Below are 12,424 nucleotides of genomic sequence, written 5' to 3'. Positions count from 1 at the left end.
GGCAAAAGTCTTTCGCGATATCACAACTTTCATTCAAGAAATAAAAAAAGGCTGATGCTACTTAGCATCAGCCTTTGTTGTATTACTAGAACGTTATTTCGCTATAGTCTTATAGAGACTCAGTGAATGTACGCGCGATTACGTCAGCTTGTTGCTCTGCAGTTAGAGAGTTGAAGCGAACAGCGTAACCAGATACACGGATTGTTAGCTGAGGGTATTTCTCTGGGTGCTTAACTGCGTCTTCTAGAGTTTCACGGTTAAGAACGTTCACGTTTAGGTGTTGGCCACCTTCGATACCCGCTTCGTGGTGGAAGTAACCATCCATAAGACCAGCAAGGTTAGCGCGTTGTGAACCCTCATCTTTACCTAGTGCGTTAGGTACGATAGAGAATGTGTAAGAGATACCATCTTGTGCGTCAGCAAACGGCAGTTTAGCAACTGAAGTTAGTGATGCTACAGCACCTTTCTCGTCACGACCGTGCATTGGGTTTGCACCTGGAGCAAATGGAGCACCAGCACGACGACCGTCAGGCGTGTTACCAGTTTTCTTACCGTAAACCACGTTTGAAGTGATAGTAAGAATTGACTGAGTAGGGATTGCATCACGGTAAGTCTTAAGCTTACGGATTTTGCCCATAAATACAGAAACAAGTTCACATGCAATGTCATCAACGCGTGGGTCGTTGTTACCGAATTTAGGGTAATCGCCTTCGATTTCGAAGTCGATTGCTAGACCGTCTTCGTCACGAATTGGCTTAACTTTTGCGTATTTAATTGCAGATAGTGAGTCAGCCGCAACAGATAGACCAGCAATACCACAAGCCATAGTACGTTTAACGTCACGGTCGTGCAGAGCCATTAGTGCCGCTTCGTAGCTGTACTTATCGTGCATGAAGTGGATAGCGTTTAGTGCTGTCACATATTGTTTCGCTAGCCAATCCATGAAGTGGTCCATTTTCTCCCACAGTTCATCGTAGTTAAGAACATCGCCTTCGATCTTAGGCATTTGCGGGCCAACTTGGATTTTTAGCTTCTCATCCACACCACCGTTGATGGTGTAAAGCATTGTTTTCGCAAGGTTCGCACGAGCACCGAAGAACTGCATTTGCTTACCAACAACCATTGGGGATACACAACATGCGATCGCGTAGTCGTCAGAGTTCATGTCTGGACGCATTAAGTCGTCATTTTCGTACTGAATAGAAGAAGTATCGATAGATACTTTCGCACAGAACTTCTTGAAGCCTTCAGGTAGTTGCTCAGACCAAAGAACAGTGATGTTTGGCTCTGGAGAAGGACCCATAGTGTATAGTGAGTTTAGGAAACGGAAGTTTGTACGAGTAACTAGCGTACGACCGTCAAGACCCATACCACCCATAGACTCAGTTGCCCAGATAGGGTCGCCAGAGAATAGATCATCGTACTCAGGAGTACGTAGGAAACGAACCATACGTAGTTTCATTACGAAGTGGTCGATCATTTCCTGAGCTTGTTCTTCAGTTAGCTTACCAGCCGCGATATCACGTTCGATGAAGATGTCTAGGAACGTAGAAGTACGACCTAGAGACATAGCCGCACCGTTTTGAGATTTAACAGCAGCTAGGTAACCGAAGTAAGTCCACTGAATAGCTTCTTGCGCAGTTTCAGCAGGACGAGAAATATCACAACCGTATTTTGCAGCCATTTCTTTGATTTGACCTAGAGCACGGTGTTGCTCTGCGATCTCTTCACGAAGCTGCATTGTCATTTGTAGGTCTTCGCCGTTCTCAAAACGCTCTTGTAGAGAAGAGAACTGCGCGAATTTATCCTTCATTAGGAAGTCAATACCGTATAGAGCAACACGACGGTAGTCACCGATGATACGACCACGACCGTATGCATCTGGAAGACCAGTCAGTACGCCAGATTTACGACACGCCATGATTTGAGGAGTGTAGATATCGAAAACGCCTTGGTTGTGAGTTTTACGGTATTCTGTGTAGATTTTTTTAACTTGTGGGTCTAGCTCGCGGTCGTAGGCTTTGCATGAACCTTCAACCATGCGGATACCACCGTTAGGGATGATCGCACGTTTTAGAGGAGCGTCAGTTTGAAGACCTACGATAGTTTCTAGGTCTTTTTCGATGTAGCCTGCATCGTGAGCAGTGATGGTAGAGATAACTGAAGTATCAAAATCAACAGGAGCGTGAGTCGCGTTCTCTTGTTTGATGCCTTCCATTACCTTAGCCCAAAGCTTGTTAGTCGCTTCAGTACCTTCAGAAACTAGGAAAGATTCGTCGCCTTCGTACGGAGTGTAGTTCTTCTGAATGAAATCACGAACGTTTACTTCGTTTTGCCAGTCGCCTGCAGCAAAACCTTCCCAAGCTTTAGCAAATTGCTCTGCCATGACATACCTACCTTTTTAGTAGAAAAAAATACGTACTGCTTCGCCGTTGAGCCAGCTATCCCCAGATAAAAGAGGGGAACAGTACACTCTTATGAATAACAATATTTATAGTCTTAAATTTACGTATTCGATTTACAAAACTATAAATATTGTCACTAGTTTTAACGTTTCTCTTTTTAAGCAACAGTTAGAGGTTAAACTAAAATTTTTTTGCAAACCTTAAACTAAATCAATAAATCCTCAAAAATCTCGATAAAAATGGGGTAGCGACGAGCGCTACCCACAAATTTCTGGACTGCTAGCTTATAGCCAAGCTTGGATGCCATACTGGTCTTCAAGCATACCAACTGCAAGCATAGCAACTAAACAGATAACAAGTACGCTTACTGGGATCACAATCTTGTCTACAAATGATAGGCGAGACGCGCGCTCTTTATCTCCAATTAAACCGTTGTTATCTAAAAGCATAGTTAATGCCCAAGCTAGAACTGGGTTAACAACGGCAGAACCAAAGATACAAATGCCTGCTGCTTGTGAGTCTTTCGAGTCCTTCACCATCTGCATGCCAGCTTCAAGCAGTGGTAGAGATACACCAACGAGAAGAGCAACGCGCATAACTGGAGGCCATACTGCAACGTCCATAGGAAAACCAAGGATTGCAACAATAATACATAGAGAGCCTAGTAAGATGGCACCAGCAGGAATAGGGCGTTTCGCGATTGCAGCAGGGATCATGTAAGTCCCCCAAGATGATGTGATGTTACCACCACCCACTGCAGTACCGACCATTTGGCGAACGGAACACATTGTCATTGTGTCATCAACGTCCATCAGCACTTTCTCACTCTTACGTGGGTAGTTCATCTCTTGGAAGATACGGTGACCCAAGAAGTCAGGTGACCACATTGCTACCGCAAGAATGGCGAATGGTAGTGAAGCGATGAAGTGTTCCATATTAGGAAGACCAAGCATCCAACCTTCTTCTGTTGAGCCCCACCAGTAGATTGGATTTAGGTTTGGAAGGCCTGTCTCGGTTACGAATTTAATATCGAAGCCTGCGCCAAGAGCAAGTGCGATTGCAAGTCCTGTGAAGGCACAAACAGGGATCGCTAGCCAGCGTTTGTTCACTTTAGCAAGGAACGCGTATAAGCCAATGGTAACCGCAAGAACAATTAGACCGATGTAACCCATGCTACCAGCGGCAATCGTATCGGATTGCAAACCAACAGCCCAAGCTTGAATAGAGTTAATTTGGCTCATGGTTCCGGTTAAACCTAAGAAAATAAGAAGGCCACCAGCCGTACCTTCAGAGGTGAGGTTAACCAGTTTTGACCCACCTTTTAAGAGGCTCAAAATCAAACCAAACACACCAATGAGAATTGCTAATGCAAGAGGGTGAGCGCCAGCAAGAGCGATGGTACCAATAAGAGGGATCATTGGGCCGTGGTTGCCTGCTAGGTTGGCTTTAGGGTTAATAAAACCAGAGGCAAGTACACAGAAAAGAAGTGCAGGGATGAGCATTTCTACACGCGCAACTTCGATAGCAAAGTCCTTGCCTAAGTTTACGTGGTCCCATGCTGCAGTAAGACCTTCAGCCCAAGACATCATTACCGCAGAGTACATTGCGATAATACCGATAGTACCAGCAAGCGCTGGAACAAGGTCTTCAAGCTCAAAGCGGAAGTCACGACCTGGCAAGTTCAAGCCAAAACGACGTGGCTTCATGATTTGTAGTTCGTGGTCTAGGTAGTCTGAACGGCTTGCGAACTCAGATGCTGGACGATGAAGCTCACGGTAGCTCTTGGTCTCGATATCTGAATCAGAGTGCGTTTTGTTAACTGCGTCTGACATAGATTCCTCATATATTTAAAAGTTATGAATTCTTCATTCAATTGTGTTAGTCCGCATCCTGCGGCACGCTTATGCTAGCTATTGTTAGATTTGTTACACGTCGACACTGTGCCTAAGCATAGCTAATAACTTATTGTGTTGAGGCACAAAAAAAGCCTCATCTTTTGGCAGGAGTCTAGCAAGATAGCCATTTAGGGTGATTGATTTAGATCACTTTAAGAATGGTTGTGAAATAAAACTACAGAAAGTTTCTGGCATGCGAATGAGATGCGGAGATCTTGTGTAATTTCATTACACAAGTTGCATAAAATTAGAACTTTTTGTCCTTTTGCACGAGATGCAGATTAAATGTCAATATTCACGATGATTATATAAAGCTGGCTTTATTCTTGCTTTGGACAGAGCAAAGACAATTTTTTGGCTAATCATTGCCGCTCAGTTTAGGAAAAAGACATGAAACAGCTTAAAGTACTGCCACTAGTGGCAATCATCTCAGGGTTAATGGTCGGTTGTGGCGGCGGTGGCGGCGGTGGCGGTAGTTCCACACCAAGAACTACATTCACTTTTACTTTTGCAGCTCCAAATGTCATTAGTGAAACAAATGCACAAAAAGACAGCTGTACTATTTACGACCGAAGAGTAGATGGCAACGGCATCGAGCAGGTATTGACCTATCAACCAGCCGTAAGTGCACAGCTAACAGGAGGTAAGGTCGTCGGTTTCTATTCAGACAAGAATGGTGTCCGTCAAGGCGACTTTATCTACCCATCAGGCACTACTTTGAAATTTGTTCTAGAAGACATTCCTGAGGACGGCTATTTTACTTATCAGTTGCTTGATGCTTCTGGAACAGTATTTACGGCAAACAGCTTCGGTCGAGATTTTTTAAAGGACAATAACCTTAGAAACTCAACGTTCTCAATGAATCGAGAGGCGGTGTCTGCTTGCAATAAAAATGGCAACTTCCGTAAGGCTACCCGAACTGACCTTAAATATGAAGCAACGGAGGCTGGTGGCTTAGAGTACAACTTCATATCTAAAATTGCGAAAGAGTCTAAGCCTACCTATTCTATTGATTCTTTGGATGTAAGAGCAATTGGTTCGAAGATGGAGTCGACAGTCGTGCTACAATATGCAGACGCAGCGAAAACAGAACTGCACCAGTATGGTATTCGCGATTGGTCGAGTGAATCACCATTGCCGTTGGTTGGCATGAATGGTTCTTCTCCAATCTTGAACCCAACACTTTTTAAATATGACACTTTAGACATCAGTGTACTTGTTGGTGATTACAACTACGAAGTTGCAGAGCTACCTATGTCAACGACGAAGTTCTACCACCCGCTTGAGCCAAAAACGGAAACTTGGACTTACAGTGTTGCAGCTGAAAAACCTATCAATGGTTGGACGGTAGTGCTGAACCAAAAGATGTATCAGGACGCAAATTGGGATATCTCAATTGATCCAAGCGCTTACTACAACCTAAATGCTCTGCCTGCGTCGCATGTGGTGAGAGGCTCAACTATTGATACTGGTTTTGCTTTCACTGACCAAGATAAAGGCTTTAGCCGCCTTGCATATCGTGCAGAGTCTAACTCTGGAACACTACACCGAGTAACACACAAGATATTTACAACTTTAGAGAGTGATGTCGTTGTTCCGGAGTTGTTCTACTACACATTCGATGACAGTGTGAAGCAAGATTTGAAAGTTTCTTCTAAAAGTGATTTCTCACAATCTATTGTCGTGGAGTCTGCTGAAGCAAACCTAAATAGCTATGACTTTGTTTCTCTTTTCTCTCATGGTGATGTGACCGATCTTAAAGTGGATCACGATGGTCTTGTGATCAGTGAAGTTGATTCTGAGAAGGTCAATACGAATGCTCAGAAATCTGATTTTATGGTATTGGTTAAGTAGCGTCTTAACACTTTTGTAAATTTATTAAGCCCCTTTGAAAGGGGCTTTTTTATATTTAATATTCAACTTTTGAAGAATATGTTGCTATATATTGCATATTAATTTGTCTATCGTATCTTTCTATTCGAATTATTTAGGTTAATAATTTGTTGCAAGTTTCAGAGGGCGGTGCTAATTTGTTCCGAATTAGAGAGGGCGGAGTCCCTTAATTGCAGTGACAAAAAACACAGGGAGTAGGGCGCATGAATGATGTACCAGCGCTAGATATAAAAGACCTGCACAAAACATTTGGACAAAATGAAGTTTTAAAAGGCATTTCACTTGCCGCGCACAAAGGAGATGTTATCTCCATCATTGGCTCTTCCGGCTCAGGTAAGAGTACCTTTCTCAGATGTATCAACTTGCTAGAAACGCCTACCGCGGGCGAAATTTGGGTAAATGGTGAATTAATCCAAATGAAGAACAACAGAGCAGGTGAATCTGTTCCTGCTAATGAAAAGCAAGTCCAACGTATTCGCTCACGCCTGGCAATGGTTTTCCAAGGTTTCAACCTCTGGTCTCACCTAACCGTACTAGAAAACGTGATTGAGGCGCCTGTTCATGTCCTAGGCGTGCCAAAAGCTCAAGCGATTGAAAACGCAGAAGTCTTGCTTAAGAAGGTAGGCTTGTATGAGCGTAAGGATTATTACCCTGGGCACTTATCTGGCGGCCAGCAGCAACGTGCAGCTATTGCCCGTGCGCTAGCAGTTGACCCAGAGGTGATGTTGTTTGACGAGCCAACTTCTGCGCTTGACCCAGAACTTGTAGGAGAAGTTCTGGGGGTAATGAGAGATTTGGCAGATGAAGGGCGAACTATGCTGGTGGTCACGCACGAAATGGCGTTTGCGCGTGACGTATCAAACCATGTGATGTTTTTACATCAAGGCTTAGTGGAAGAACAGGGAAATCCAGCTAAGCTATTTACAAACCCGGATTCAGAACGATTACAGCAGTTTATCTCATCCATTTACTAATATTTGTTAGGCGGCAGACTATTGCCTCCTAAGCCAACACAACAAACAAAACGAAATAAAATAGCAATCACAGGAGTATGGAAATGAAAAAGTGGTTATTAGCAGCAACGATTGCTGCAACGGCAGTATCAGGTGTTGCCCAAGCGAAAGAATGGAAAACAGTTCGCTTTGGTATCGAAGGTGCTTACCCTCCGTTTAGCTGGACAGAAACTGATGGCTCAATAAAAGGCTTTGACGTAGACATGGCAAATGCACTCTGTGAAGAGATGCAAGTGAAGTGCAAAATCGTCGCTCAAGATTGGGATGGTATTATTCCTTCTCTGCTTGCACGTAAGTACGATGCCATCATCGCAGCAATGTCTATCACTGAAGAGCGCAAGAAAAAAGTCGATTTCACTGGCAAGTACGCACAAATTCCAAATAAATTTATCGCTAAGAAAGGTGCGGGTCTAGATTTTGATAATCTTAAAGATGTCAAAATTGGCGTGCAACGTGCGACGACACATGACAAGTACTTAACTGACAACTACGGCGATGATGTTGAAATTGTGCGTTATGGCTCTTTTGATGAAGCGTATCTTGATCTAGAAAATGGTCGAATTGCTGCTGTTTTAGGTGATGCTTCTGCTCTAGAAGAGGGTGTGATCAACAAAGCAGGTGGCGAAGCTTATGAGTTTGTTGGACCGTCGTTAACCGATCCAAAATGGTTTGGTGAAGGTATGGGTATCGCTGTTCGTAAACAAGACAAAGATCTGACGAAGAAACTCGACGCAGCAATTATTTCACTACGTGAGAAAGGTGTTTACCAAGAAATTGCTGGTAAATACTTTAACTACGATGTGTACGGTGAATAAACCGTAATTAAGCGACCGTTGGCTTGTTCCTAGAAGTAGTCAACGGTCGATTTTTTGAGTTTAGGGATTAGGAACTCACCTATGCTAGATTTACAAGGATACGAAGCTTCGATTTTGAAAGGAGCTTTAGTAACAATAGAAGTTGCAGTGCTTTCACTCATTCTCGCCATGGTCTTAGGCATGCTTGGCGCATTAGCTAAGTTAGCACCTTACAAATGGGCAAGGGCGATTGCCACTCTTTACACCACAGTCATTCGCGGCATTCCAGATTTGGTTCTGATGATGCTGATTTTCTTTGGTGGACAAATACTTTTAAATAACAGCCTTTACTCCATTAACGAAACGCTTAACGAGTGGTTTGCCTCGAGTGATCCAAACCATGAATGGACGTCTTACTTACCTGATTATATTGATGTCAGCCCATTTATTGCTGGTGTACTCACGATTGGTTTTATCTTTGGCGCCTACATGGCGGAGACTTTTCGCGGAGCGATCATGGCGGTGGACAAGGGTGAATTAGAAGCGGCGAAAGCTTATGGGATGAGTTCTGCTTTATCGTTTAGAAGAATCTTACTTCCTCAGATGATTCGTCATGCATTACCTGGATTTGGTAATAACTGGTTAGTGTTACTTAAGACCACAGCGTTAGTTTCCATTATTGGTCTGGATGACATGGTGAGAATGAGCTCATTGGCAGCAGGTACGACCAAAATGCCGTTCACCTTTTACATGGCTGTCGCGCTCATCTTTCTATTTTTTACCAGCGTTTCGACCGGGCTACTCAAGCTTGTTGAGCGTAAGTTCAGTATTCATGCGAGGTAAGTTATGGACTTTTCTTTGATTATTGAAAGCTTTCCAACTTATCTTCAGGGACTTTGGACAACAGTTTGGTTAGTGGGATTAGCGTTGGTTATTGGCTTGTGTGTCTCTATCCCATTAGCCGTGGCACGCAATAGTACCAATTACGCTCTAAGCTTACCTTCTTGGGGATTCATTTACTTTTTCCGTGGAACGCCGCTATTGGTTCAGCTGTATTTGATTTACTACGGCATGGATCAGTTTTTCCCTGTGAAAGATACCTTGTGGGAGAACGCTTGGTTTTGTGCTTTGGTCGCTTTTATTCTGAATACATCGGCTTACACCGCAGAAATTATTCGTGGTGCGATTAATGGTTTGCCGAAAGGTGAGGTGGAAGCTGCGAAAGCCTATGGCATGAGTAAGTTTATGACATACAGACGTATTATCTTGCCGAGTGCATTGCGTCGAGCATTACCCGCTTATTCCAACGAGGTCATATTTATGCTGCACGGAAGTGCAGTCGCGGGCATCGTTACCATCATGGATTTAACTGGTGCTGCGCGTCTAGTTAACTCGCGCTACTATGCACCATTTGAGTCTTTCCTGACGGCGGGGCTGTTCTACATGGCACTGACGTTTATGATCTTGTGGTGTTTCAAAGTGGCAGAGAAGCGTTTCTTAGCTTATCTGCGTCCTTTAAGCTAATTATCAATAGAGGCAATAGCATCGGAGTGGGTGCTATTGCTTTTGATAATTTTGTTATCTTCATTCCTATTTTTTCAGTCGATGTAAAAGACTCTTTCTTATTATTCATCAACTTACATTAACATTCGGTAAACTCATTGTTTAGTAAGTAAAAATGAAAAAAACAATTCTATCGTTGGGCATTGCCGCCTTAGCCACAGGATGTGGTGGGGGAGAGGGAGAATCACAACCTAATGCTCAAGTAAAACCAACGCCAGCTCCAGTTCAACAAGCTCTTGAAACTGGTAATGCACTGCTCGTTTCTGACCCGAGCGAATTCATTCGTAAAAGTCGTCAGGTTGTAGAAGCTCACAAGATGCAGTCGAATACGATCAAATCTGCAATTGCGAAAAACCTTTCAGGTCTTTATTGGGATCCAACCCATGATGCCGCGATCTTGGCACCTCAGTATGGCTTCAACGACACCATCTTGATGACCAATAAGGCCATGGCAAGCGGTTACAAAGATCAAGCTCTGTCAATTGGCGTTGCCGGGGAAAAGTCTAATGGTCAACGTTACGCACTATTAGGGAGTAACCCATTTAGAACGGCACAACGTTTTCCCGACTCTTCCAACTCTGCGATGACGCAATGGTTAAGTAACCTGGTCACTTGGTTGTCGGGCGGAGTTACTTCAAACGTCGTCATCGCGCAAATGGATCAGTCTTATTACTTTCCGGATGAGCAAGCGACTCGGAATTGGCTGAAAGACAATGTTTCACAAGAGTTGGCGTTTAACGAGGCCAACCTATGCGATGGTTCGAAGCTACTTAACTGCTTGCAAACCAATACTCCAAACTTATTGATCTTGTCACAGCATCTGCAATCTGGAGATACCAACAAACCAGTACTCGAAGCTTTGGAATACGCTGAGCAAGCCCAAATTCCTGTTCTATACCTGCATTGGGATGGAGGACTAACTGATCTTGGCCAAGACATTTTGGAAAAATTCCATGTTGATTATGTGGGAGATAACTATTGGCGTAAGTTAGGCTTGGTCGACTGGGAACCTTCATCGTTGATGAACGTTGTGCCGGACTCTGTCATCACACAACAAGCGCTGTTGTCTCGTTTTGAATCTCAAAATTTCAACGTTGACTTGTCAAAGTGTGATGACAAATCCTGCCCTGACACTGCGAATATGGACAGTCAATTTTATGCAGGGGCAAACAGCATTCGCCATTGGTTGCAAAAGCTTGATGAACTAAAAGTAGATTTGTTTAATCAAAACGGCTACCAATACGAAAAACTCATGGTATTGCTGGCTGATCATTATCGTCAAACGGTTGTCTTCCCGATGGACAAACAATCAACCCAAACGACCGAATTCCTAAAGTCGTACTTTGCCGATTACGTGCAATACAACAGCCGAAGCGTAAACCCAAAACAACCAAATATGGGGAACTTCAGCCGTAGTGAGTTTAGCCCTGAAATAAAGAGAATCAGTGCAACGATTAATATGGAATCAAAGCGTAACTTCCGTTCGGCTGGTGTGTATGCGCTTCCTGGGGAAACCTTTACGGTTAAACGTAATGACAGCAATGATGTGGCGACTAAGATTGTCATCAACACTTTAAGAAGTGGTGCAACTCATGAGTTCAGCAAAGATGGATACACGCGACCAAAACTGCTGACTTCATTCGGCTATGAAGTGAAGCCGGGTGAAACCATCACGCTGACTTCTCCTTATGGTGGTCCAGTACAGGTTCACTTTGACAAAAATGATGTTCCGGTTGAACTGAAATTTAATCATGTGGCACAGCATCCAGTTTGGAGAAGTGAGAAGGACAACGACGCTTTTATTCAACAGTTAGAAGCCAATTTATTCGATTGGGCTGAGCTGATCACTCCTGGGTTTGAAGTACACTCAAAGCGCGACAAAATGTTGGAGTCGGTCAACGATGAAATGTGGTCTACCCCTTCGGAAATGGCGCTTGCAACAGAAGAATATGTTCACAACTACCCGCATGTGCTGGCAGGTTTCCAAGGGCCGGGCATAGATGAAGTGCCTGAAATTATTCAATACGCCCAAAACCAAGGTTGGGAAATCGCCAATATTGATATAGTGAAGCACATGAACGCTGACCAAGCGACGTGTGGTTATGGTTGTTCGGGTAACCCTTACGATGCTTACTGGTCATTCAGCCCACTCGGTCACGGTGATTTACATGAGCTTGGTCATGGTTTAGAAAAAGGTCGATTCCGATTTTCAGGCTGGGAAGGGCATTCAACGACCAATTACTACTCGTATTATAGTAAGTCTCGTTTCTTCCAGAATACGGGGAAAGTTTCAACTTGCCAAAGCTTGGATTTCAAAGGCCAGTTTGAATTATTGCAAGCTAGCCGAACTCAAGCGGATCCAAACGCATACATGGCTGCGCAAAATCAAACCAGTTGGAGTTGGGGCGCTCGTGTTTACATTCAAATGATGATGGCGGCGCAGCATGAAGGTGTGCTTAAAAATGGTTGGCATTTATTGGCGCGCTTGCACCTGATTGAACGTGAGTTTAACCGCTTAAAATCGGACGATGCGCTTTGGGATGAGAGACGATTGAGCATTGGTTTCGCCAACTACTCTCGGGAAGAAGCAAATAGCATCTCGAACAACGACTGGTTACTTATTGCTCTGAGCAACATCTCTCAGCGAGATATGACTAACTATCTCGATATGTGGGGGTTCTCGTTCACAGAAAAAGCGAAACAGCAGGTTGTGGCGCTGAATCTACCGCCGATGCCGCTCACTTACTTTGCAAGTAGTAATACAGGCTACTGTCTGAACGAATTTGCTCAAACACCGATAACTATTGATGGTCAAACGGTTTGGCCGCTGAATTAGTGATTAAGTGGTAATTTGTATGAAA

General features: G+C 43.9%; 8 protein-coding genes. 6 read left to right on the top strand and 2 right to left on the bottom strand.

Going from position 1 to position 12,424, the window contains the following annotated elements; translation table 11 throughout:
• Positions 1–109 precede the first annotated feature (109 nt).
• Positions 110–2,386 (bottom strand): formate C-acetyltransferase, encoded by a 2,277-nt coding sequence (gene pflB, locus NL626_RS02865; RefSeq protein WP_005378442.1) that lies wholly within the window; start codon positions 2,384–2,386, stop codon positions 110–112.
• A 303-nt stretch (positions 2,387–2,689) separates the two neighbouring features.
• On the bottom strand, positions 2,690–4,237 hold the full coding sequence (locus tag NL626_RS02860) for a DUF3360 family protein (protein ID WP_253656968.1): 1,548 nt from the start codon (positions 4,235–4,237) through the stop codon (positions 2,690–2,692).
• Between the two features lie 453 nt (positions 4,238–4,690).
• Here NL626_RS02860 and NL626_RS02855 point away from each other — a divergent pair, with 453 nt between their 5' ends.
• From NL626_RS02855 to NL626_RS02830, 6 genes are all read left to right on the top strand, one after another.
• Complete coding sequence (locus NL626_RS02855; protein WP_151514641.1) at positions 4,691–6,154, top strand: 54K polar flagellar sheath protein A; 1,464 nt, start codon at positions 4,691–4,693, stop codon at positions 6,152–6,154.
• A gap of 242 nt (positions 6,155–6,396) precedes the next feature.
• The gene (locus NL626_RS02850; protein ID WP_005378438.1) at positions 6,397–7,167 is read left to right on the top strand and encodes an ABC transporter ATP-binding protein; all 771 of its coding nucleotides are present in this window, start codon (positions 6,397–6,399) and stop codon (positions 7,165–7,167) included.
• Positions 7,168–7,250: 83 nt separating this feature from the next.
• A complete protein-coding gene (locus NL626_RS02845; protein ID WP_005378437.1) occupies positions 7,251–8,021 on the top strand; it encodes an ABC transporter substrate-binding protein in 771 nt (256 codons plus the stop codon).
• 81 nt (positions 8,022–8,102) lie between these two features.
• Positions 8,103–8,843 (top strand): ABC transporter permease, encoded by a 741-nt coding sequence (locus NL626_RS02840; RefSeq protein WP_005378436.1) that lies wholly within the window; start codon positions 8,103–8,105, stop codon positions 8,841–8,843.
• A 3-nt stretch (positions 8,844–8,846) separates the two neighbouring features.
• On the top strand, positions 8,847–9,524 hold the full coding sequence (locus NL626_RS02835) for an ABC transporter permease (protein ID WP_005378435.1): 678 nt from the start codon (positions 8,847–8,849) through the stop codon (positions 9,522–9,524).
• Between the two features lie 154 nt (positions 9,525–9,678).
• Positions 9,679–12,399 (top strand): ImpA family metalloprotease, encoded by a 2,721-nt coding sequence (locus NL626_RS02830; protein ID WP_253656967.1) that lies wholly within the window; start codon positions 9,679–9,681, stop codon positions 12,397–12,399.
• The last annotated feature ends 25 nt before the right edge of the window (positions 12,400–12,424 follow it).

It is taken from the genome of Vibrio sp. Y58_MX_L22 (genome assembly GCF_024181865.1).
GTDB classification, from domain to species: Bacteria; Pseudomonadota; Gammaproteobacteria; order Enterobacterales; family Vibrionaceae; genus Vibrio; species Vibrio alginolyticus.
Note: the sequence above shows the minus strand (reverse complement) of the source record. Positions and strands in the feature narration are given on the sequence as shown.